The sequence below is a fragment of the Halobaculum gomorrense genome, from assembly GCF_900129775.1.
GTDB classification, from domain to species: Archaea; Halobacteriota; Halobacteria; order Halobacteriales; family Haloferacaceae; genus Halobaculum; species Halobaculum gomorrense.
In genome coordinates this window covers 52,348-74,660 of record NZ_FQWV01000010.1, presented here as the reverse complement: position 1 = coordinate 74,660, position 22,313 = coordinate 52,348, and the positions used below count along the sequence as shown (strand labels likewise).

The following is a 22,313-nucleotide window of genomic DNA, read 5'->3' as shown; positions in this document are numbered from 1 at the left end:
CTCCCGGGTCGAAGGATGGTGTTGCGAAACGGCGACAACGAGAAGGACAAATCAGGCGGAGCCTACTCTCCGATCGACCGTGAACTCTGGAGATGCGTGTTCGCTCGGAGGCGTCAGACCACCCACTCCTCGTGAGTCTCTCGGTGTCCGTCGATGATCCGCTGGAAGTACGGCATCATCGCCTCGAGCCCCTCTTCGAACCGTCGCACGTCGTGGAGTTCGACGCCGAGAACGTACCGAGTTGGCTCCGGGCCACTACCCGACAGGCCGTCTCTGGGTTTGTACGGGTAGTCGTCGTCCTGCAGCGCCGCGCGGAGTTCGTACATCTGGGCCCGCTTCATCGGGGTCCAGTAGTCGCCGCCGGTCTTGTGCCGCCGCCACGCCACGGTCGTCAGTTCGGCGTAAGCCGGGTCGATACCGGCGAGCGACGCCCGCTCGGCGAAGGCGTCCTCGACCGGCGACCAGTCGGCCGCGTCGAGGGCTTCCCGATCGAGTTCGCCGTCGACCGTGTGGGCCTCCTCGATCTCGTCTTTCTCCCACAGCGCATCGACGTACGCCTCACTCGCCGCGCGAGCGACCTCCGCTTCGACGTGCTGAAACTGAAACTCGTCGACGGCCGCGAATGCGTCGATAGCCGCCTGGCGGTTGCGCTTGTCGTGATTGACGAATCCCATACCCATCTGCATCGCCAACTGAACAGCGTCCGGTTCATCCCCTCCCGACTCGTTACGGTTCTCCCGCTGAGCCTCATTTCTGGTTGCCATCTTATATACGTATTATGTTCGGTCTTTGGTTCGGTCAGCGCTCAATCAGAGTAATCTTCTCTTACCCCTACAACACTCATGAAGTCGTCCCGGTTATAAGATTTCCCCCCGTTTATCATGTTGGATATTTTTCCGGACATATCGACGTATCACGCCCCGAAGACGTGCTGGAACGTGAGATGCAGATCGCAGCGATGATATCCGATGGGCGACCCCCGACTGACTCTCGATACCGTCTTTCGCGCCGGGAGCCACACACGACAGCGGGTCGACCTCGTGGCCCACCGCCGGTTCGGCAGTAGATCCGTCACAGCCGGGATACCTGCAGATGAGGGTAACCGATGCCAGATCACTCCCCGATTCGGCACGCAGCAGTCTATTTCTCCGGTGTTGCTCCGATAGTAACTGGCTGAATGGGGTGCTTGATCGTACTGGTAAGCGTGTCTACTAATTCTGGCATCGCTTGAAGACCCAGATTGGGAGTCCTTCAAACGGATGGAACTCCTTGTAGAATGCTCAATCTGTGATTAAGTATGTGGGGAGGGGGTGAGAGGGGAGATAGGTTCGGCCCGCCTCGCGGCGAGGCCGACCAGCAAACAATGACAGACAAATTCGAACTCTCCCGGCGGAAGGCGCTGCTCGGCCTGGGCACGATCGGCCTGGCCGGAGCGGGCGCTGGGGCCGGCACGACTGCGCTGTTCAGCGACGAGGAAACGTTCGAGAATAACACGATCCAGGCGGGGACGCAGAATCTCATCGTTGAGGCGGGCATCGTTGACGACTCGACGTTTGATGGTAATGCTGGCTCGGTTAGCATAGAAAGTACTAGCGCGGACGGAGACCCGGCGGTGGGCATTACTGTCTCGGACCTCAAGCCCGGGGACTGCTTCACCATTGGAGTCAATCCCAAGGTGGAGGGCAATCCCGGCTACCTCGCTATGTCGGGTGCCGTGACCGATAACTCAGATAACGTCAACACCGAGCCTGAGGTTAGCGATGACGATGACCTTACTAGCTCGACTGACAGCCAGGGAACTGACGGCGAGCTCGCCGAAAACATGGAGGTGAGGTCTCTCGGGTACGAGACCGGTGATGCGAACAATGGGATTCCGACCAGCTCTGTCACGATCACCGACGATGAGAACATCGGCGTTCCGCTCACTATGTCTGAGCTTTTGAGCGGATACCTGTACCGGAACGATAGCGGTGAATCTACTCCTTCCGTTCCTGTTGGTCACGGCGACGGCTCTCCCACGACCGTGGGCGGAGACCCCACTCAGGCTAATGTAGACACCGATCAGGTGACGCACCTTGTCGAGTTTTGTCTGCCAGACACTGTCGGAAACAGTGTTCAAGGTGATAGTGTTACGTTCGACCTCACCTGGCACCTCGAGCAGGCGCGGAACAATCCTGCACCCGCGAACGCCACCGAGGTAATGGACGGAAGCGCGAACTAGACGTAGGACACGCATTTCGAACGAAACGAAGCAGTCTCCGACCCACACGGTGTCCGGGACCGCCTCGCCGGCGGCCCGGTACGCGGCAATGCAGCGTTACGGCGTCTTCGGCTCTGCCGAAGGCACGTGGCACGGCTCGCCGCGGAACGGCGGTTCGACTCCGCCGGTGGGTTTCCCCAGGAGGGGACAGGACCATGACAGACCACAATATCGAACTGACGCGGCGGAAGATCCTCGCCAGCATGGGCGCGGTCGGCGCGGCCGGGGCCGGTGCTGGGATGGGGACAACTGCGCTGTTCAACGACGAGGAGTCGTTCGAGAACAACTCCATCACCGCGGGCGAACTCGACCTCAAGATGGACTGGGAGGAGCACTACTCCTACCCCCAGATCTACGACGGCTTCGGGGATCCGACCGTGGAAGACGGGACCGAACTCGACGTCGTCAGGGACGATCCGGACGACAGTCGGTACGTCGGTCTCCCCGATCCGAACAACCCGGTCGTGTGGGCGAACGACGAGGACGAGCCACTCGACGACGGGAGGTCCAGTCTCGAACTCTACTTCCAGAACACCACCATCGAGGCGTATCCGGATCGCGCAGACGGCGAAGTCGAGGCCACGTTCACCTCGATAGATAGCGGGGGCAATCCGGTGGTGGAGAACCCCTGTGACGCCCTGGCAGACGTTCCGCAGGATCTGTCCACCTACGCCAGCGAGGGTACCCCGGCCCGGACGAAAAACGCAGATACGTACGACGCGGTGACCGATGCGGCCCATCCGCTGATCAACCTCCGGGACGTCAAGCCCGGGGATTTCGGGGAACTCACCTTCAGTGCGCACCTCTGTGACAACGACGGTTACCTCTGGTTGCAGATGCCCGGCGGGCTCACTGAGTCGGAAAATGATATCATCGAACCCGAGGGCGAGGTCGACGAGACGCCGGAGGCTGGGGAACTGGCTGCGAACGTCGAGACGGCGCTCTGGTACGACGAGGACTGCAACAACCGAATCGAACCGGAGCCGGACGACGTCGTGGCGCTGGCTGTCATCGACACGTCGTCTTCGACTGAATCCAATCTCGGGGACATCATCGATGCGGCGAACGCATTGGTCGAGGACCTGTACGACGCGACCCAAGAAAACCCGGGCCTCGACGTGTGGGCGGGTATCGTCACGTTCGAAGGAACGGGCGATACGAACAACCCGATGCTCGCTAACCCCATCGTGCCGGTCGACACCTACGTCGATTCCGGTGGCAACGGTCAGTTCGACGGTGCCACGTATCTGCCGGCAGAGTCGCTTGGGGGCAGCTCGCCGATCCCACACGCACTCGACGTCTCGCGCGAGTACCTCAACGACAAGGCTGGTGCCCTCGACGCCGATAGCGGTAACGACGTAGAAGATCCCAACAAGGAACTGCTGCTCGTCTCGGACGGAGACGTCTCCATCGATACGAGTGGGCTCGAGGGATTCGGCGAACTGATCAACCCAGATGGAACGCCGTTCAGTTTCGACGGCAACACCTACGAGTCGGACTACTTCGACGGCGAAGCGAACGGGAGCGATCTGAAACTACCGAACCCTGATAGCCCGCCGAACGACACAGCCACGGCCGAAGCGGTCCTCGTGGCACGAGACATCGACGGGGAACCGTTCGTGCCCGGCAGTGCGTACTCCCAACCGGCCGGCCCCAAGGTCGACAACCCTGACGGACAGCCTACTGGGTACACGAAGAGCGACCCGGCAGATCTCTCGGGAGACAACGGGATCACGGTCCGTGCTGCGGCTGTGTACCCCGCCGGCGCTGTTCCCACCACGAAGGATCTCGCACGTGACTCGATGATGGCGATCGCGTCGGGTGACGGGGCCTACTACGATGTTCCCACGGCGGGAGGCGCTGATTCGGGTCGGGCGGTCGCGAGCGACATCTTGGGTGGCGGCACGGGAGAGGACGTCATCTTCCGCGGGACGCTCCCGGCCCTAGCGGGAGAATTGTCTGACGGCCTGCTGCTCGAGGGTAACCAAGGCGGCGGGTGTTACACCGCCGGTGCGACCCACTGCTTCGGGTTCGCGTGGTGGGTCCCCGAGGACGTCGGTAACGAGATCCAGAGCGACTCGGTCGGGTTCGACCTCGGGTTCTACACCGAGCAGTGCCGGAACAACCCAGATCCGACGGGGCCCGCAACCGAGTAGGGATTCCCGAGGACGCTGTCCCCTCTCGGCCGTTCACCCATTCGGAGTACGGCGGTTCGACTCCGCCGGTGGGTGTCCCTCAACGGGGAAGAAAAACGATGGACCAAAACGACATCGAACTGACGCGGCGGAAGATCCTGGGCAGCGTCGGCGTCGTCGGCCTCGCCGGTGCCGGTGCCGGCGTCGGGACGACGGCGCTGTTCAGCGACGAAGAATCGTTCGACGGCAACTCGGTCACGGCGGGGACGCTCGACATGAGCGTCGACGCGAAGATACCCGATGGCGGGATCAACGACGAGTGGGCCGGTGCCGTCGGGTTCGACGAATACGATCCTGCTACTGCCGACGGTGAACCCGGTGTCGGTGTCACGCTCGAGGACATGAAGCCCGGCGACTGGGTGCTCCTCTGTTACGACATCACCGTCGAGTCCAATCCCGCCTGCATCGGCCTGATGACGGACAAGACGGCCAACGACGAAAACTCCGTCAACGAACCGGAGGCCGGCCGGGAAGACGACATCTCCGGGTCACTCGACGACCCCAACACCTCGGTGACGGATTCGATTTCGGACCCGGACGGTGAGGGCGAACTCGCACAGAATCTCGAGGTGACGGTCTACGACGACTTCGACGACTCGGCGACCCTCGACGGAACCATCGGGAGCGCGGAGAGCGCCCTGAGCAACGAACTGCTCGGGGGCGTCACGCTGCAGGACGTCTGGAGTACGTTCGACGGTGGCGACGCCATCGCCTCCGGCACGCAGTCGTTCGACTTCTGCATGCTGTTGGAACTCCCGACCGCCACCGGGAACGAAGTCCAGAGCGACTCCGTCGAGTGGGACTTCGCCTTCGACGCCGTCCAGTCCCGCAACAACGGCGACGACCCGTACGGTAACGCGTGTGAGCCGGTGTGGGACGACGGGGGCGGGCCGGCGTGCGAGTGTCCCGACACTCCGATAGACACGACCGCGTCGCAGTCGCCCGAGGTGACCGTCCAGAGTACGGACGCCTCCGGCTTCCCGGAGGTGACGACCTTCCTCGACATCGACACGGATGCAGGAACCAACGGAAACCTGACGGCGGGCGACTTCGCGCTGGCCGAGAACGGCTGTGGGCAGGACATAAGTGTCGCGTTCACCAGCGAGGACAAGCCGATTGACATGGTGTTCCTTCTGGACGTGACGGGGAGTATGGGCGGCGAACTGGATACGATGAAGACCAACATCCAGGACTTCATCGACAGCGTCGAGGGCGAGGGCGTCGACGCTCGCTACGCCCTGTACCTCTACGGCGACGAGGAACAGACCGGGGAGCCGTCGGTCTACCTCAAACAGGATTTCACCAGCATCAGCACCGCGTTCAAAACCGCCGTCCAGAACACCACCCTTGAAGAGCAAGTTGGATATGGTGGTGACGGTCCGGAGGACAACTACGAGGCCATCCTCACCGCAGACAACGAACTCTCGTACCGAAGCGACGCCCAGCGCGTCATGATCGACATCACGGACGCGCCGGGGGAGGAGGATATGGGAGAGTTCATCGGCGGACTCGAGCAAACCCGCGCCAACGCGGTCTCGGTCATCAACGGGAACGACTACACCTACATCGCCGTCTCGCCGGACGATGACGGGGAACACCAGAAAAAGCCACTGGCGCAAGACGAGGCGGACGACGGTCTGTGGATCAAGCTCTTGGAAGATCTCGACCCGATCCTGGAGGAGCTCGCGACGGAAGTGACGACCTCGTGGCGGGTTCGTTACACTACCGCCTGTCCGGTGGAGGACGGAAGCACGCGCGACGTCGTGATCGCGATCGAGGACCCAGTCGCCGGAACGCTCTACGCGACCACGAGCTACACGGCACCGTGAGAGAGGACCGTACTGCAACAGATCGACCCACTCGGAGAAACGGCGGTTCGACTCCGCCGGTGGGTTTCCCCTCGCGAGGGACGAAATCATGACAGACCGCAACATCGAATTCACGCGACGGAAAGCGCTACTCGGCTTGGGTACCATCGGCGTCGCCGGAGCCGGTGCCGGCGTCGGGACGAGTGCGCTATTCAGCGACGAGGAATCGTTCGACGACAACTCGATCACCGCAGGCACACTGGACTTGGTCCTCGACTACTACACGAGCGTTGATTCGTCAGCGGCTGACGCCGCAGTCATCGACGGTGGTACCGTAAACAACGGCCAGATCCAGGGCGGCGTTTCAGCTCAGTACGTCCTCAACGACGTCAAACCCGGTGACGGCGGGACGCTCGCGTTCTGCCCCAAGGTCATCGACAACCCGGCGTATATCTCTGTCAGTAGCGACGGAGTCACCGACTTCGAGAACGGACAGACCGAACCCGAGCAGGATGCCGACCACGACAATCCCCTCGACATCTCGCCCTCCCCGGACCTGGGATCGCTCAACAACGGGACCAACGACGGCGCCGGGTACGGGGAGTTGAGTGAGGCAATTGAGGTCACCGTCTCCTACGCGGAGAGTGTGACGTACGATTCGGCCGACGACGAAATCACCTGCAACAATACGCGGGAACTGAACAACCCGCAAGGATACACCCTCAACGATCTGATTACTGATCTCGGATACGGGTTTCCGCTGGACGGGAACGAACCGAACGATGGGGACGACAATATCGATCCGTATCCTGCCTCGTCGGACACTACCACCCAGCAAGGGCCGTGCCTCTGTGTCGAGTGGGAGATTCCGTCCGATGTCGGCAACGAAATCCAGTCAGACGCCCTCAAACTCGATTTCACGTTCGCAGCCGAACAGGCCCGGAACAACGACGCACCAGCGACCGTCGTGTACAACGACTTCTACAACCACTTCAACGGGGTCTCGCCCGTCGAGTTCATCGGGCAAGAGGCGGACGGGCCGACGGCTACTTGGGCCTACGCTGCCAACAACGCGACCGGATTCGGGGGAATCGTCGGTCTCGGCTCGGACGGCGCGCCGGGGTTTGAGCTTACGTCCGGAGCGGTCATCATGTCGAACTGGTACGGGTGGGACCCCAGCGGCGGTGTCGGGAATGCGACCTCCGGGTACACACATCCGTTCACGCTCGAACTCTACGAAGTGGACAGCGGTCCCGCGCCAGGTCAGCTGATCGCCGAAGTCACAGAAGATCAGGATGTTCCGGGGCGGGAGTTGCCAGACGGAAGCAACGAGGATTACTCCATGAACGGGACGAACTTCCTGATGGAGTGGGACCTCGGCGGGGTGACGGTCAACAGCGACAAAGTGCTGTTCATCGTTAGCTTTGAGATCACCGGGTCGAACCAAACCGCACTCCAGTCGATGAACATCGCATCGTACGACGTAGAGAAGACATCCGAAATAACAGCCGGGTACTCCGCAAACGACGACATCTGGTGGCGTGCCGACGCAACAAGTGGAAACATCAGTAGCTTCGACGGCTCGGCGGTTGGCGGCGTCCAAGGCGGCGGACAGGTCATGAGCCGCTTCGAAGGCAGACCGCTCTGAAACAGCGGCGACCAATCTCACCCACGACTGGCGTACGGCGGTTCGACTCCGCCGGTGGGCTTGCGAAGACAGACCAATGACAACCACCGACGCACTCCGAGCGTGGCGAGATGACACACCGCGTGTCGACCACCCCGGGGTGTCGATGCCGGGGAGCGAGACGACACGGGAGGCGGTGATCGCCGCGCCGGCGACGCCATCGCCACCGGAGCACGGAGGACACTGACGTGGATCGACCGGACATCTCACGGCGGGACGTGCTCGCGGGGATCGGCGTGACGGGACTCGCGGGAGCCGCGGGACTCGGACTCGGAACCACGGACGCTGTCGTCTACACAGCGTCGGCACAGACCGAGTCGAACGGCTTCGCGCTGAACGTCGACTGGCGGGAGACGTACAACGGCCAGGTCCTGGAGGACACGCGCTCGGCCGAGTGGACCGCCGACGGACCAGTCATTTCGCTCAAGAACGTCCAGCCGGGAGACAGCGGCACGTTCAGCTTCCGAATCGGGGTGGCCGACGCGGAGGGCGTCCCCGTCGCACCCCGGTTCTCGTTCGACCTCACGGCGACCCCCGAGAAGGGGATCAACGAACCAGAGGAGAAGGCCGGAGACACCTCGGCGGACGACGGCGAACTCGAGGACGTCGTCCAGGCGAAGTTCTGGCGCGACGACGGCCTGTTCGCGGAACTGGACCCGCTCGGCGGCGACAACGCCGTGCGGGACCCCGGCGAGCCCTTGATTCCCGAGGGGACGCAGGGGACGCTCGGAGAGGTGGCGTCGGCGTTCGAAGACGAGGGGCCGGTCTCGTTCGGGTGTATCGACGGCGACGAGACGATCACGGTGTCGTTCGGCTGGGCGTTCCCCGCCGAGTTCAGCGATGGCGACGTGAACGTCGCGCAAGGGGACGGCGTCTCGTTCGACCTCGCCGTCTCCGCCGAACAGTGCGACGGAGGGAGCACATGACACGACCCGAATTCACCGATTGTACCGAGGTCGGCACACCTGCCAGTACGTATAAGTACCCACGCACGAAATGTAAAGTCGCCAATTGGAATGTATCGAGGGGGAGACAGCTCGACAGGGTTGGGGGACTCCAATGAAGGACGCACAACTAAGCCGTCGGAACGTACTCTCCGCCATCGTCGTCGCCGGCGGGTCGGGGTCACTCGTCGGCGCGGGAACCGGCGCGTTGTTCACCGACGAGGAGGTGTTCACGAACAACGCGGTCCGGGCGTCCACGGACGTCGGCGGGGTCGTCGACCTGGACGTCACGGTCGAAGACCTCTCCAACGACAGGGACGGAGTCAGATACCCGATCACGCTCCCGTTGGCGGAGTCGGCGACGACCACGAACAACCCCGCCTACATCTGGTTCCGGACACTGGAGTGTCCGACGTCCGAGGGGTCGCTGGACGACATCGAGATCAGGATCACCGTTTCGGACGGCGAGGGCAACAGCGAGGTGCTCGGTGAGGGACGAATCCCCGACGTCCTCGATGACCTCCGAACGGGGACACCCGTCGTTCCCGTCGCCGAGGACCCCTGCTTGCAGCCGGGGAAGGAATGGGTCGTCGAGGTCGAGGTGACGGAGACGCCGCACGACGAACCGATCTCGTTCGGTCTGGAGTTCTACGCTCAGCAGTGCCGGTACCAGTCCGGGACCACGAATCCCTGGGACGAGAGCGACGTGATCGCAGCGTGTGAGCCGACCGACGGGAGCAAACACGCAATCAGCTTCATCGCCTTTTGCGCGAGCGACGGCCTAGAGGGCGCGATTGATGAGGCGGACCTGACGGTCACCAAGTGGAAAGACGAGACGGGAACGGAACCGCTGACGGTCGAGTGGGAGAGCGACGAAGCCGTCGAGACGATCGTGGTCAAGGCTGGGAAAGGAATGGAGAACTTCTACCCCGGCGGAGCGACGAGCGGAACTGTCGAAGCCGGAGGGGGAGAACCGGCGGGGGGCAGCCAGTCGCCCCCCGATCCGTGCCCGTCGGGTAGCGGTCTCAAGTTCGAGTTCGTCGACGGCGCGTTCCAGAAGGAGGCGAACTAAAATGAGCGAAAGCGACGATGCCGAGGAGACGAGCGCTCCGAACCTGCAGGTGCCCTGGCGCAGGGTGGGTCGGGTCGCCGGGGTACTCGCACTGGTGATCGTCGTCGTGCCGTTCGTCGTCTACGCGGTTCCGCAGGTCGTCGGCGCACAGCAGAGCTACGTGGTTCTCTCGGGCAGCATGGAGCCCGCCATGAGCCCGGGAGACGTCATTATCGTCGACGGCGTCGACGCGGCGGCGGTGCAGGAGGGCGCAGTGATTACGTTCGGTGGGGAGGACGGGGGGACACCGACGACACACCGCGTCGTCGAGGTCGTCGAACGGGAAAACGGCGTGGCGTTCCGGACGAAAGGAGACGCCAACGAAGACCCCGATCAGCAACTCGTGACGCCGAGTCAGCTCGAAGGGCGAGTGATGACAGTCGGTGGACATCTGCTCGTGATCCCGTACATCGGGTACGTGATCCAGTTCGTGCAGACCACCGTCGGGTTCGTGGCGCTGTTCGTGATCCCTCTCACGCTGTTGGTCGCCTCCGAACTCTGGAACATCGTCGGGAGCAGCAAGCCGGACGCCGACGGAGAGTCCGTGGGCGGAGACGCGGCGATGGCGACCGAGGCGCCCGGTGAGGACGACCAAACGACCGCCAACGCAGCGCCAGCCGATGAGGACCGGCGACTCGAAGACGCCTCTCCGGCTTCCGCGGCGAATACGACCCCAGACGGAGGTGAGGCGGCCGAGAACGCGCTGACGTTCTCCCCGCTGGAGCTCCAGTTGGGTCTGGGGGTGCTCGGTGCGTTCCTGGCATACAGTCTCTGGGTCGTCTACGCGACCGTCGAACTGTTCGAGTCCGGCGTCATCTGGGCGTCCGGCGTCGCGGCGGCCGTCGCAGTCGCGTTCTTGCTCTTCCTGGGGCTGTACAGCAGTGGGCGACGCGGCGGAGAGACCGAAGACCCCGATCCGTCGTCCGGCGGGCCTCCCGCTGCGGCAGACGGGGGCGAGAATCAGTCCGGGACGGGGCGTTCTCCCGACGCGACGGTCGACGGAGAGACGCCGACGTCGAAGAGCGCCGACCACAGCGGGTTCGGGGATTTCGAGAGTGAACCGCTCGTATCCGAATCTGGCGGGGACGACGCGTCAGGACGGGACCACCGAACCGGTGGAGGTGAAGCCGATGAGTAACCACGGAATCCTCGTAGTCGTGGTGGCAGCGTTCGTACTGGCGGCAGCAATGACGCAAGGCGCGACGGTTGCGGTTCTCTCGGATAGCGAAGCGGTGCTTACTCAGATTACGCCGGAACACCCGATCCAAAACGCGACGCAGACCCCCGCGGACAACGCAACCGAACCGAGTGCGAACGCCACGGCCAACACGACCGCGGCGGCGAACGCTACGAACAACACGACCACGGCAGCGACGAACGCCTCGACCAGCGACGAAATCGGAAACACCACCGTCGCGACGAACGCAACCAACACCACCGCCGCGACGAACGCGAACGACGGAACGGCTACCGCGAACAATAGTAGTGCGGCCGGGAGCGACGCGGGAGGTGCCCCCTCGACGAACGAGAGCGAGGCAGGGAGTTCCGGAGCCTCGGGGAGCGGGAACGAGTCGATGCCGTCCAACGAAACCAGCACCTCCAGCAGCGTCGGTGAGGTCACCGGAAACGAGACCACGAATGGCTCCGTTGGGCCCGATAACAAATCCGATTCTGCCAATTCCACCGACACCGATAGCACGACCGATTCCACTGCCACCAATTCAACCGACACTGGCACGGGTGACACGACCGGGGACGGCACGGACGGTTCGTCCGAAGATGGCACGAGCGACTCATCCACCGGTTCGGAGACGGACTCTACCTCGTCCGATGTGAGCGGTTCGGACGTCTACTCCGCCGATTCCACCGGACCGAGTGGTTCGAGTGACTCCACCGACCGGACGGGCGATTCAGCGGGCGAACTCTGACGTCTGGACGATCCGGTCGACGACTCGCCTTCCTCGGACTCCGGCCCGTCGTTCGACGACGCATCGGAAACGGCGTCGCTTCGCCCGCCGAACGTACGTTTTCCGCGGAGACGCTGGACAAAGCTCCGGTGAATTGCGAACGACTCGCCCAGACACCGTGATGTGTCTCACGGACCGTCAGTCAGTCACGGCGTCTGTGGACTCCGTCGGGTGGTGTTCACCCGTCGGTCTCGGTAGTGGTCTTTCGTCGCGGAACTCGCCAGTATTCACTCGTTCTCGTCGATCGCAGACAGTTCCGATTTGAGCCGTGTGACCTCTCGTTCCACCTCGGGGTCGTCGAGTTCGTCGAGAGTGGCGAGTCGTTCTTCACTCTCTGGTGCACCGGCCCGTGCCGTCTCCGAGACGGTCTCTGAATCGACAAGCACCGTTCGGCCGTGGATCCACGATCCAACGCGTCTGGCCAGCACGTACGTGATGGTCGCAGCACTGACGGAAATCCCACCGTACGCGACGAGGAGGGATTCTGCACCGAAGCGAGCTTCGAGTATCGGTCCGGCAAGCCAGACGAAGACGACGGTCCCAACGAGAGATCCGACGGCGAAAGGTGCGGTTCGATTCATACGATCGACACGACTTGGATCGCAAAGGTATTTCCGCCAGCTCAACGCCGCACGCGATGACGTCGTCGGTCCTACGTGTCAGCCACCGTAACTTCTGAACACCGCCGACTACCAAGCTTTACAACAATCAGAGTGAATACGCCACCATGAGCAGAAACTACGACTCGCTCCACGACCCCAACGCGGAGTACACGATGCGGGAACTGTCGGGCGAGACGATGGGCGCGACGGCCAAGCGCGGCGGCGGCCGCGACGTGGAGATCACCGACGTGCAGTGCACGATGGTCGACGGGAACTTCCCGTGGACGCTCGTGCGCGTCTACACCGACGCCGGCATCGTCGGCACCGGCGAGGCCTACTGGGGCGCGGGCGTCCCCGAACTCATCGAGCGCATGGCGCCGATGATCGAGGGGGAGAACCCCCTCGACATCGACCGCCTGTACGAACACCTCATCCAGAAGATGAGCGGCGAGGGGAGCGTCGAGGGCATCACTGTCTCCGCCATCTCGGGCATCGAGGTCGCGTTACACGACCTCGCGGGCAAGATCCTCGAAGTCCCGGCCTACCAGCTGCTGGGCGGGAAGTACCGCGACGAGATGCGCGTCTACTGCGACTGCCACACCGAGGCGGAGGCCGACCCCGAGGCGTGCGCGGACGAGGCCGAGCGGGTCGTCGAGGAACTGGGCTACGACGCGCTGAAGTTCGACCTCGACGTGCCATCGGGCTTCGAGAAGGACCGCGCGAACCGCCACCTCCGCCCGGGCGAGATCCGCCATAAGGCCGAGATCGTCGAGCGGGTGACCGAGCGCGTGAAGGATAAGGCAGACGTGGCGTTCGACTGCCACTGGACGTTCTCGGGCGGCTCGGCAAAGCGCCTCGCCGACGCCATCGAGGAGTACGACGTGTGGTGGCTCGAAGACCCCGTCCCGCCGGAGAACCTCGAGGTGCAAGAGGAGGTCACGAAGTCCACGGTCACGCCGATCACGGTCGGTGAGAACCGCTACCGCGTGACCGAGGAACGCCGACTCATCGAGAACCAGGCGGTCGACATCATCGCCCCCGACATGCCGAAGGTGGGCGGGATGCGCGAGACCCGCAAGATCGCAGACGTGGCGAACCAGTACTACGTCCCGGTCGCGATGCACAACGTCTCCTCGCCGGTCGCAACGATAGCCAGCGCCCACGTCGGCGCGGCCATCCCGAACTCGCTGGCCGTCGAGTACCACTCCTACGAGCTCGGCTGGTGGGAGGACCTGGTCGAGGAGGACGTGATCGAGGAGGGCTACATCACGATCCCCGAGGAGCCCGGCCTCGGCGTCACCCTCGACATGGACGCCGTCGCAGAGCACATGGTCGACGGCGAGACGCTGTTTGACGAGGCGTAAGCCGAAGTCAAACTCGAAACTCTCCGATTTTCGTAGTTCGATCCGGCGTGAGCCTCATCGAACTCGCTGAACGGCGTTCGGCGTAGTTCGGCGGGGGGTCGTTCCTCGGGCTCGCCGCCCGTCGGCGCCTCGCCTACGTCGCCGTCGCGTCGGCGGCCGGGAGCGTCGCCGCCACCCGACCGCCCTCCGCGGTCCCGGACTCGACCGCGAGCCGGCCCCCGTAGTGTTCGACGATCCACTTGGCGAGCCACAGTCCGAGCCCGTCGCTGTGGTCGAGTTGCGTCTCGGTCCGGTCCTCGTTGATCAGCGCGCGCTCCCGCTCGGGGAAGCCGTCGCCGTCGTCGCGTATCTCCACGCGGACCTCCTCGCCCGTCTGCGAGCCCTCGACCGCGACCGACGGCGAGTCGCCGCCGTGCTCGAACGCGTTCTCGACCAGTTCCTCCAGGGCCGTCCCGAGGTGGTCGCCCGCGGCCACGCGGAGGTCGGCGTCGAGGTCGACCGTCAACTCGCCGCCTGGGTGCGCTGACTCCCACTCGCCACGACGTTCCCCGACGAGCGCCGCCAGGTCGACCGCGGCGCGATCGTCGTCGCTGTCGAGGAGGTCGTCGATGACCGCGATCCGGTCGTTCGTCTCGGCGAGCTCCGACCCGATGTCGGCGACCCGCCTCCCGACGACCGCGGCGTCGACCGCGTCGTCGCCGTCCCCCGACCCGACGAGCTGCTCGCCGTACCCGAGCAGGAGCTGTGCGTGGTGTTTCAGGTCGTGGCGGACGAAGCGGTTCACCACCGCCGCCTTCTGTCGCTGTCTCGCCACGGTCCGGGCCCGGATCCGGCGCACGTCGGTGAAGCCGATGAGGACGTGCGCGAACGCGCTCACGCCCACGACGACACCCCCGGACAGCAGCGGCGCGGTCACGCGGCCGCCAGTCGTGGCCTGGTACGCCGCCACGAGCGCGAGCACCGCCGTCGTGACCACGACCCCGAGCGTGTTCCAGCCGGCCACCCGGAGGAGGTGGTCCGAGTCGACCTCCGTCCGGTACATCGCCGGCCCGCCGGCGGCGAACGCGACGCCCAGCAGCAGCGTCGCGCCCGCGACGATCCCCCCGCAGTTCCCGAGACACCGAGCCACAGTCGGCGGACCGCGATCGCGGCCAGCCCGATCCCGGTCGCGCTGATGACCGCCGCCGCCCCGATCCGCTTCGCGTCCATGGTCGCCGCGAGCCGATCCGGGTTCAAAACCGCGTCGGTCGCGGTATCGACGGCGAGAACCGACCGGCCGAGGCGATCGCCGCGTGCGTTTTTCCACTCGGTACCCGCGTCGTCCCGTCGGCGATCCGGGGTCCGTGACCGTCGTGTCGACCGATACCGGCGTGACGGGCCGGATGGGTCGCGTTTTTGCGCCGCCGGGTGTAACGTAGTCACATGCCACACCACGGGCACGACACCGACCGCGAGGAGTACTCCGTCGACTACCGGCTCTCGGACGCCGACCGCAACGTCCACTCGGCGTGGGACAACTCCCTGGAACCGGCGCTGTCGGTCGAGGACGGCGACGTGGTCCGCTTCGAGTGCCGCGACGCGGTTGACCGCCAGATCGACGTGGAGACCACCGCCGAGGACGTGACGGACGTGAGCTTCGACCCCGTCCACCCGCTCACCGGCCCGGTGTACGTCGAGGGGGCCGAGCCGGGCGACGTCCTCGAGGTGGAACTGCTGGACCTCCAGCACAAGGGGTGGGGGTACAACCTCTACTTCCCCGGCGACATGGAGCTGGGCCTGCTCCCGGAGGACTTCGAGGATCCGGGCATCCACATCTGGGACCTCGAGGGCGACATCGGGAAGTTCGTCAACGGGATCGAGGTGCCGCTGGACCCGTTCCCGGGCGTCATCGGCAACGCGCCCGCCGAGGCGGGCGAGCACGACACGCTCCCGCCGCGGTCGGTCGGCGGCAACATGGACGTGAAGCACATGACCGCCGGGTCGACCGTCTACCTCCCGATCGAGGCCGAGGGCGCGCTGTTCTCGACTGGTGACTGCCACGCCGCGCAGGGCGACGGTGAGGTGTGCGTCACGGGCGTAGAGGCGCCGATGTTCGTCACCGCGCGGTTCACTGTCCGGTCGGACCTCGACATCGAACAACCCGAACTCGCCACCTCGGGGCCGTTCACGCCCACCGGCGTCGACGAGCCGATGTACGCGACGACCGGCATCGACTCGGATCTCATGGAGGCGACAAAGAAGGCTACCCGACACATGATCACTCACCTCTCAGAGCACCGCGGGCTCACCCGCGGGGAGGCGTACCTGCTGTGCTCGGCTGCGATGGACCTGAAGGTCAGCGAGGTCGTGGACGCGCCCAACTGGACGGTGACGGCCTACATCCCCGAGAGCATCTTCCCCGGGGAGTCGGCGGCCGACGACTGAACGTCCAGCCGCCACCCCGCCCACAGCAGCGAGGCGACGAGCAGGAGAGCCGCGGCGGGCCGCAGCCACGCGATCGCCGTCAACGCGGCGCTCGTTGCCTGGAGCCCGAGGGCGATGAACACCAGCGGGCCGCAGCAGGCCGTCCCCGACAGCAACGCGGGCAACCCCGCGGCCACCCCCGAGGCCGGGGAGATGTCGCAGGCGGCCGGCCGGCGCCACGCCAGCGCCGACAGCGCCAGATTCGCGCCGACGAGCAGGCCGATGGCGACGGCGACCGCGAGCGTCGCGGGCACGAACAGGTACTCGACGGGGCCGACCGCGACGAGTGCGACCCCCTCCCCCGAGAGCCCGCGGGTCACCGGCGCCGAGACGACGGTCACCGAGACCGCGCCGGCGTCGCCGCCGACGGTCCCCGTTCCCCCCGCGGCCCTCCCGAGGTCGCCGACGGCGACGGCGTACACCAGCGCGTAAGCCGCCGTCGCCGCGACCAGCACCGCGGCGGCGACGGGGTCGGCGAGCGCGGCGAGGAGCCCCCGACGCGTCCGCGCGACCGCCGTCGCGACGACGGCGGCCGGACTCCGTCCCGCCGCAGTCTCGTGCTCACGCGACATACGCGGTCTCCCGGTAGAAGCCGCCCCAGGCGTGCCACATGGCGTCGAAGGCGTACACCCGCTCCAGGGGGAGGTCGCCAGCCGAGTACGTCTCGCCGTCGACTTCGAACCACCCCTCGCCGTCGTCGGTCGGGGTCACGCCCGCGCCGTTCCGGCGGTACACCCATCCGGTGTCGAGCGCGGGGTCGTACGCCGCCAGGAAGCCGTCGCCGCTTCCACCGCCATCCGTTTCGAGCAGCCGTCGGTCCCGGAGTGCGGGCTTGTCGAACGCGACCGCGCGGTCGGCGGTCCGGGCCCCGATCACGACCCGCTTCGGCTCGTTGAGCGCCTCCTTCCACCCCTCGTCGAGCGAGTCGAACAGCGGACGCCCGCCGCCGTAGTAGCCGCTCGTGGGGTTGTAGTTGCCGTACGGGTCCGAGCCGTACCGCTTGGCGTAGCCGGTGTCCTCGGTCAGCACCCGGGTGTCGGGGTGAGCCTCGCGCCAGCGGCCCCACGTCGTCCACACGAGGCGGAACTCCCGGAGCTGATCGCCCGCGCGCGGACCGTCGACGGCCGTCGCGAGCACCTGCGGCCACCGCGAGTCGGTCGCCCGGTCGTACATGACGAGGTTGTTGTTCACCAGCCGCCCCGAGACGCCGAAGGTGGTGTCCCCGCGCTCGAACCCCATCGCGGTGCCGGTGAGCGGGCAGTACGTGACGGCCACCGGCGTCCCGTCGAGCACGTCGTTGGTGATCTCGTGCCAGACGAGCACGCGCTGGGTGTACGCCTTCGTCGTCGACTCACCGGCGTAGCCGAACACCACCTCGTCGTCCGCGAGGTCGATCTCGTCGGCGGGCGCGAACGAGGGGTCGTCCACCGACGGGATGTCGTCCTTCCCGGGTCCGCCGGAGACGGTCTCCCCCCGGAGCGTCTCGCGGTCCCACGGCTGGTACAGCGGTGTCTCGCGCGTCGGGGGCCCCGACCCGCCCGACGGCGCCGGGGGGTCGCCGCCGTCGAGCAGGCGGCCCGAGCACCCTGCCAGCCCCGCCGCCCCGGCGACCCCGGCGGCCCGGAGGAGATTCCGCCTCGTTGGGGTGTGTGACATGCTCCAGGGTACGATGAGCGCCCGGAAAGCGGTGGTCCGGTCGTGCGGGCCGCCCGCACGGGGTGGCGACGGTCCGCCGACGGGTGGCGTTGGCGTTAGCTCCCGAGCGACTCCCTGAGTCGGTCGACGATCCGGCGACCCTCGCTGCGGGGGTCCTCCTCCAGCACCTCGACCCCGTCGCCGACGGCGATCGGTCCGGGGTCGACCACGTCCGCGCAGATGCCGCCGCGTCGGCCCTTGAGGGCCCGGGCGACGCCCGCCTCGCCGGCGACCTGCTCGACGTGGGCACACGGCGGTCGCGGGCGGGTGCCGCAGAGCACGGCGCCCGCGTCCGCGTCGCCGAGACGGAACGTCGCACCCAGCAGGTCGTCAAGGTCGACGCCGCAGACGACGACGTTGCGGGGTGGCGCCCGTCGGTGAGGTTGATCCCGAGGTCGTCGCGGATCGCCTCCAACGCGGCGGCGGCGGCGACGAGCGTGACCTCGCAGACGTAGAGCGGCGAGTAGAAGCCGGTCCCTCGGAGGTAGCGGTCGTGTTCCGCCATCGGCTCGCCGGCCTCGGGGGCGGTGTACAGCGCGTCGATGCGGGCGGGCATGTCGTCGCCCCGCAGGGCGCCGAGGAGAATGAATGCTCGTCCGCGTGGCCGGTCAGCGACGGTCACCGAACGGACGCAGCGAGGGCCGGCCGGGGAGGGGCGCGTCGCCGTCGATCCACCGGTCGACGACCCACCGGAACAGCACGAGCCCCTGTACGACGAACAGGTTCGTCACGAGGAAGAACGCGCCCTCCTCGACGGGGAGCCCGGCCACCTCGATCCCCGTGGTGTACTGCTCGGAGAGGATCCAGATGTCCAGCGCGATGGCGGCGCGGTCGACGACGCTGAGGTACAGCGCCGGGACGAGCGTCGCGAGCGCGACGAGGCGCCGCCGCGCCCACAGTTGGGGGGCGCCGACGGCCCACTGCAGGGCGAGCACCGGCGCCGCCCACGCCGCGATCGCGCCGAGGTAGAACGTCGCGTCGGTGCCGAGCATCGCCCAGCCGGCGATCCCGATCCCCGCGGCGAGGGTGACCCCCACCGCCCGGGCGACGATCGGTTGGTCGCCGGTGGCGTCCGCCCACGTCGACGGGATCGACAGGTGCGAGAGCCACAGCGCCGTCACCCACGGCTGGACGAGGATGAACAGGTACTCGCCGATCGGCGCGTGGCCGAGGGTCGCAAGAGTCGCGCCCTCGCCGTACCCCCAGACGCCGACGGCGATGAGGAAGTTATCCCACGGGATCGTGTACGCCAGCGCCGCGAGCGTCACGACCGCGACGCCCGTCCAGTAGCGCCTTCCATACCCGGATACTCCTCCGGCGTCCGTGCGGACGGCGCCGGCAGCCTCGACGTGCGAGCGGCTCACGAACCCGGTCGCCGTCAGCGCCAGCACAGCAGGCACTAGGAACGCGAGGTGGAACTGAAGGTACGTGAGCGCGGTCGTCATGTCTGATCGAGTGTCATCGATGGGGGCTTCGGTTAGTGAGCGGTCGTCACCGGGTAGATGCGAGCCATGCGGCGTGGTCGTCGCCGACGGGGGCTCCGTCGGCGGGCGGTGCGATCAGCGGCAGTGGGCGTCGCCGCGATCCGGACCGATCAGTCGGCCGTCGCGGCGTCGGCCGTGCTCGATCCGGCGGCGTCGAGCACCTCGCGGCTCGACAGCAGGATGATCCCGAAGCCGACCTTCGCGACCAGGTCCAGCACCATGAAGCCGGCCGTCTCGATGTTCAGCGAGACGACGCCGAGCCCTTCGGTGCCGACGAGCCACCAGGCCGGGTACACCAGCCAGATGAACACGATCAGGTTCCGCAGCGTGCTGAACGTCGAGGCGGCGTCGCCCGAGAGCTTGCTGGCTTTCTCGGCGAGCGAGCCGTACAGCATGTACAGGAGGACGAGCAGGAAGCCCGTCGAGACGCCCCACCAGACGAGGCGTCGAGCGCCGACCGAGAGCACCCCCGCGCCCGTGCTCAGCGTCGCGACGGCGCCCGTGCCGATCATCAGCATGTCGAGGCCGACCAGCGACGCGATCTCGTTGCGGTTCGCCCCCGCAAGGAGAGCGAGATCGAGCAGCAACAGCGGCGTTGTGAAGAACCAGTCCGTGTACCGCGCCCAGTAGATGGGTACCTCTTCACCACCGAGTTCGACGATCGTGAGGCCAAATCCGAGCGCCATCGCCAGATAGTTCACGAACGCGATGGCGGTGATGAATATCGTGACGATGTAAAACTCCTGTCGCCGTCGGTTCGTCTCGCCCCAGCCCTTGACGATGAAGTACAGCATCCCCAAGAGCATTCCGAGCGTGCCGATCCACAGCCAGATTCCTTCGCTGCCGGGTTGTGGCATGATGCGACCGTTCCTAGGAGGGGGAGACGGGTAAGCAAGTTATGCAACTAGTTGGGTATCTCGGGGTCCGCCAGCGGATCGGACTCCTCCGACCCGACGAAGGCGGCGACGAGCTTCCGCTCGGCCGCGCGGAGGTGCTGGTGAAACGTCGACCGACACACGCCCATCGATCCCGCGAGCTCGTCGCCGTCGACGGCGCGGGGCCACTCGAAGTACCCTGCGGCGACCGCGCGCACGAGCGCTGCGTGCTGTCGATCGGTCAGGTCATCGGTCACCGCGGCGACGAATTCAGCTCTGGTTCGACCACGGTCGGTGTGCCGGCGGTAGCCGAGCAGCTCCGTCCGATCGAACGCCTCGGTGACTGCCTCGACCAGCGACTGCGCGAGCGCCTCCCGCCCTGCTGCGACGGCGATCCGGGCGCGGTCGCTCTCGACCGTCATCGCCTCGAGCTCGGCGCCGTGTTCCTCGAACAGCCGCCGGAGTCGATCGTCGTCCACCGACAGCTCCAGTATCGTCGCGTCGGCAGTCTCGGCGAGCACGGAGTGGACCGTGGCCAACTCGCCCCCGGCCGCCCGGAGCGCGTCGGGGTCGACGCCCGACCCGTCGGCCGACGCCTCGAACAGCATCGAAGGGCGGTCGCGGTCGCCGACAGTGCCACGGTAGTGTAGCGGACAGCCGGCCGCCGCGGCGACGGCCGTGAGCGGGTGGTCACCGATCCCGAACCGGAGCTCCACCCCTTCGCGGTCGTGAAACGTCCGGCGCGTCTCGATGGCGTTGACGCCGGTGGCGAAGGCCCGCCCGACCGCCGTCAACACCGCGCGCTCGTTGGTCGCGAACCCTCCGTCGGTGTGGGTGTACACGCCGACGGCTCCGTACGTCGCGTCCCCGTAGTGGATCGGGATCGCAGCCACCTCGGTCACGCCGCTCCCGCTCGAGTCGTCGATCGACTCCGTCCGAACGAATCGGTCCGTCATCGCCCCCGACACGGCCGCCGCGACCCGACCGTCGGCCTCCTGGTCGTCGCTCCCGCCCGCGTTTCGATTCTCGTTCCCGACCCCACTGCGATCCCCGTTTCCGTCCGCCTCCTCGGTCGGTCCGCAGGCGAGCGGAACTCGACGCCCCGCGTCCTCGCCGCCCGTCGACCCCTCGGCCGCCTCGATCACGATCTCCTCGGCGCGGGGGTCGTAGCGCCCGATCCACGCGCCGGCGTACGTTCGGTCGATGCGGTCGACGACCTCGCGTTCCAGGTCCGTCCGCGATGTCGATCGGGTCACCGCCTCGGTCACGTCGGTCACGACCCCGTGGAGCCGCTGAAGCAGGCGCCGTTGCGCGGCCCGCTCGCGTTCGATGCGGGCGGCCCGCTGTTCTGCGGCGCGCTCGGCCCGCTTGCGACGCGTCACGTCCTGCTGGAAGCCGACGTAGTTGACCACCGCTCCCGACTCGTCGTACAGGGGGGCGATCGTCACCTCGTTCCAGAACAGCTCCCCGTCGCGCCGGTAGTTGCGGATCTCGACGGTCGTCGCGCCGCCCCGTTCGATCGCCGTCCGCATCTGCTCGACCGGCCGCTCGCGCGTCGCCTCCCCCTGCAGGAACCGGCAGTTGCGACCGACCGCGTACGACGGAGGGTAGCCCGTGATCCGCTCGAACGCCGCGTTGGCGTACACGAGCGGCATGTCGGGCTCGGTCGCGTCCGCGATGGTGATGCCGACCGGCGCCTCGTCCATCGTCCGCGTCTTCAACGCCTCGTCGACCGCGTCGGTACTCGCTGCGGTCGGCCCGTCGGACGCCTCCGCTCGCCGAGCGGCGGCGTCGGCGGCCCCGACGGTTCTATCAGTTCCGTGTCGCGCCATGGGGACATAACGGCTCCCAACGACTA

At 66.4% G+C, this 22,313-nt stretch carries 19 protein-coding genes; 9 read left to right on the top strand and 10 right to left on the bottom strand.

The window, feature by feature from the left end:
* Positions 1 to 113: 113 nt before the first annotated feature.
* Positions 114 to 764, bottom strand: coding sequence for a hypothetical protein (locus BUE16_RS14665; protein WP_143165455.1), 651 nt, complete (start codon positions 762 to 764; stop codon positions 114 to 116).
* A gap of 599 nt (positions 765 to 1,363) precedes the next feature.
* Here BUE16_RS14665 and BUE16_RS14660 point away from each other — a divergent pair.
* The 7 genes from BUE16_RS14660 to BUE16_RS14630 all read left to right on the top strand — a co-directional run bounded on the left by BUE16_RS14660 (position 1,364) and on the right by BUE16_RS14630 (position 11,143).
* Positions 1,364 to 2,221 carry a SipW-dependent-type signal peptide-containing protein gene (locus tag BUE16_RS14660; RefSeq protein ID WP_159435770.1) on the top strand — a complete coding sequence of 286 codons (858 nt, stop codon included), beginning with the start codon at positions 1,364 to 1,366 and terminating at the stop codon, positions 2,219 to 2,221.
* 194 nt (positions 2,222 to 2,415) lie between these two features.
* Positions 2,416 to 4,416 carry a SipW-dependent-type signal peptide-containing protein gene (locus tag BUE16_RS17420; protein ID WP_073311067.1) on the top strand — a complete coding sequence of 667 codons (2,001 nt, stop codon included), beginning with the start codon at positions 2,416 to 2,418 and terminating at the stop codon, positions 4,414 to 4,416.
* A gap of 98 nt (positions 4,417 to 4,514) precedes the next feature.
* Positions 4,515 to 6,284, top strand: coding sequence for a vWA domain-containing protein (locus BUE16_RS14650; protein WP_073311065.1), 1,770 nt, complete (start codon positions 4,515 to 4,517; stop codon positions 6,282 to 6,284).
* Between the two features lie 88 nt (positions 6,285 to 6,372).
* Positions 6,373 to 7,911: a SipW-dependent-type signal peptide-containing protein gene (locus BUE16_RS14645; protein WP_073311063.1), complete on the top strand. Its 1,539-nt coding sequence runs from the start codon at positions 6,373 to 6,375 to the stop codon at positions 7,909 to 7,911.
* A 227-nt stretch (positions 7,912 to 8,138) separates the two neighbouring features.
* Entirely contained in the window at positions 8,139 to 8,876 is a 738-nt protein-coding gene (locus BUE16_RS14640; protein ID WP_073311061.1) for a twin-arginine translocation signal domain-containing protein, read from the top strand.
* A gap of 133 nt (positions 8,877 to 9,009) precedes the next feature.
* The gene (locus BUE16_RS14635) at positions 9,010 to 9,966 is read left to right on the top strand and encodes a SipW-dependent-type signal peptide-containing protein (RefSeq protein ID WP_073311060.1); all 957 of its coding nucleotides are present in this window, start codon (positions 9,010 to 9,012) and stop codon (positions 9,964 to 9,966) included.
* A 1-nt stretch (position 9,967) separates the two neighbouring features.
* Positions 9,968 to 11,143, top strand: coding sequence for a signal peptidase I (locus tag BUE16_RS14630; RefSeq protein WP_073311059.1), 1,176 nt, complete (start codon positions 9,968 to 9,970; stop codon positions 11,141 to 11,143).
* Positions 11,144 to 11,245: 102 nt separating this feature from the next.
* On the opposite strand, the gene BUE16_RS14625 is transcribed toward BUE16_RS14630, so the two are convergent.
* Positions 11,246 to 11,806: a hypothetical protein gene (locus BUE16_RS14625; RefSeq protein WP_143165454.1), complete on the bottom strand. Its 561-nt coding sequence runs from the start codon at positions 11,804 to 11,806 to the stop codon at positions 11,246 to 11,248.
* Positions 11,807 to 12,199: 393 nt separating this feature from the next.
* Positions 12,200 to 12,553 (bottom strand): hypothetical protein, encoded by a 354-nt coding sequence (locus BUE16_RS14620; RefSeq protein ID WP_073311057.1) that lies wholly within the window; start codon positions 12,551 to 12,553, stop codon positions 12,200 to 12,202.
* Between the two features lie 146 nt (positions 12,554 to 12,699).
* On the opposite strand from BUE16_RS14620, the gene BUE16_RS14615 reads away from it, so the two are divergent.
* Positions 12,700 to 13,938: a mandelate racemase/muconate lactonizing enzyme family protein gene (locus tag BUE16_RS14615; RefSeq protein ID WP_073311056.1), complete on the top strand. Its 1,239-nt coding sequence runs from the start codon at positions 12,700 to 12,702 to the stop codon at positions 13,936 to 13,938.
* Positions 13,939 to 14,071: 133 nt separating this feature from the next.
* Here BUE16_RS14615 and BUE16_RS14610 read toward each other — a convergent pair whose 3' ends face one another.
* On the bottom strand, positions 14,072 to 15,067 hold the full coding sequence (locus tag BUE16_RS14610; RefSeq protein WP_073311055.1) for a sensor histidine kinase: 996 nt from the start codon (positions 15,065 to 15,067) through the stop codon (positions 14,072 to 14,074).
* A 293-nt stretch (positions 15,068 to 15,360) separates the two neighbouring features.
* Here BUE16_RS14610 and BUE16_RS14605 point away from each other — a divergent pair, with 293 nt between their 5' ends.
* Complete coding sequence (locus tag BUE16_RS14605; RefSeq protein ID WP_073311054.1) at positions 15,361 to 16,362, top strand: acetamidase/formamidase family protein; 1,002 nt, start codon at positions 15,361 to 15,363, stop codon at positions 16,360 to 16,362.
* Here the strand turns inward: BUE16_RS14605 and BUE16_RS14600 are convergent.
* The 6 genes from BUE16_RS14600 to BUE16_RS14575 all read right to left on the bottom strand — a co-directional run bounded on the left by BUE16_RS14600 (position 16,314) and on the right by BUE16_RS14575 (position 22,287).
* On the bottom strand, positions 16,314 to 16,973 hold the full coding sequence (locus tag BUE16_RS14600; RefSeq protein ID WP_079991679.1) for a hypothetical protein: 660 nt from the start codon (positions 16,971 to 16,973) through the stop codon (positions 16,314 to 16,316). The genes BUE16_RS14605 and BUE16_RS14600 overlap by 49 nt on opposite strands.
* Positions 16,963 to 18,057, bottom strand: coding sequence for a DUF3179 domain-containing protein (locus BUE16_RS14595; protein ID WP_073311053.1), 1,095 nt, complete (start codon positions 18,055 to 18,057; stop codon positions 16,963 to 16,965). Before BUE16_RS14595 ends, BUE16_RS14600 begins: the two co-directional genes overlap by 11 nt.
* Positions 18,058 to 18,152: 95 nt before the next feature.
* Positions 18,153 to 18,419, bottom strand: a complete 267-nt coding sequence (locus tag BUE16_RS17440) for an MOSC domain-containing protein (protein ID WP_343123988.1) — start codon at positions 18,417 to 18,419, stop codon at positions 18,153 to 18,155.
* A 285-nt stretch (positions 18,420 to 18,704) separates the two neighbouring features.
* On the bottom strand, positions 18,705 to 19,541 hold the full coding sequence (locus BUE16_RS14585; protein WP_073311052.1) for a lycopene cyclase domain-containing protein: 837 nt from the start codon (positions 19,539 to 19,541) through the stop codon (positions 18,705 to 18,707).
* A gap of 149 nt (positions 19,542 to 19,690) precedes the next feature.
* Complete coding sequence (locus tag BUE16_RS14580) at positions 19,691 to 20,437, bottom strand: bacteriorhodopsin (protein ID WP_073311051.1); 747 nt, start codon at positions 20,435 to 20,437, stop codon at positions 19,691 to 19,693.
* A 47-nt stretch (positions 20,438 to 20,484) separates the two neighbouring features.
* Entirely contained in the window at positions 20,485 to 22,287 is a 1,803-nt protein-coding gene (locus tag BUE16_RS14575) for a PAS domain-containing protein (protein WP_073311049.1), read from the bottom strand.
* Between the last annotated feature and the right edge of the window lie 26 nt (positions 22,288 to 22,313).

Coding starts and splice junctions, on each gene's coding strand:
- BUE16_RS14650 (WP_073311065.1), top strand. CDS start 4,515: ATGGACCAAAACGACATCGAACTGACGCGGCGGAAGATCCTGGGCAGC.
- BUE16_RS14595 (WP_073311053.1), bottom strand. CDS start 18,057: ATGTCACACACCCCAACGAGGCGGAATCTCCTCCGGGCCGCCGGGGTC.
- BUE16_RS14660 (WP_159435770.1), top strand. CDS start 1,364: ATGACAGACAAATTCGAACTCTCCCGGCGGAAGGCGCTGCTCGGCCTG.
- BUE16_RS14665 (WP_143165455.1), bottom strand. CDS start 764: ATGGCAACCAGAAATGAGGCTCAGCGGGAGAACCGTAACGAGTCGGGA.
- BUE16_RS14645 (WP_073311063.1), top strand. CDS start 6,373: ATGACAGACCGCAACATCGAATTCACGCGACGGAAAGCGCTACTCGGC.
- BUE16_RS14575 (WP_073311049.1), bottom strand. CDS start 22,287: ATGGCGCGACACGGAACTGATAGAACCGTCGGGGCCGCCGACGCCGCC.
- BUE16_RS14630 (WP_073311059.1), top strand. CDS start 9,968: ATGAGCGAAAGCGACGATGCCGAGGAGACGAGCGCTCCGAACCTGCAG.
- BUE16_RS14580 (WP_073311051.1), bottom strand. CDS start 20,437: ATGCCACAACCCGGCAGCGAAGGAATCTGGCTGTGGATCGGCACGCTC.
- BUE16_RS14605 (WP_073311054.1), top strand. CDS start 15,361: ATGCCACACCACGGGCACGACACCGACCGCGAGGAGTACTCCGTCGAC.
- BUE16_RS14620 (WP_073311057.1), bottom strand. CDS start 12,553: ATGAATCGAACCGCACCTTTCGCCGTCGGATCTCTCGTTGGGACCGTC.
- BUE16_RS17420 (WP_073311067.1), top strand. CDS start 2,416: ATGACAGACCACAATATCGAACTGACGCGGCGGAAGATCCTCGCCAGC.
- BUE16_RS14635 (WP_073311060.1), top strand. CDS start 9,010: ATGAAGGACGCACAACTAAGCCGTCGGAACGTACTCTCCGCCATCGTC.
- BUE16_RS14600 (WP_079991679.1), bottom strand. CDS start 16,973: ATGTCGCGTGAGCACGAGACTGCGGCGGGACGGAGTCCGGCCGCCGTC.
- BUE16_RS14585 (WP_073311052.1), bottom strand. CDS start 19,541: ATGACGACCGCGCTCACGTACCTTCAGTTCCACCTCGCGTTCCTAGTG.
- BUE16_RS14615 (WP_073311056.1), top strand. CDS start 12,700: ATGAGCAGAAACTACGACTCGCTCCACGACCCCAACGCGGAGTACACG.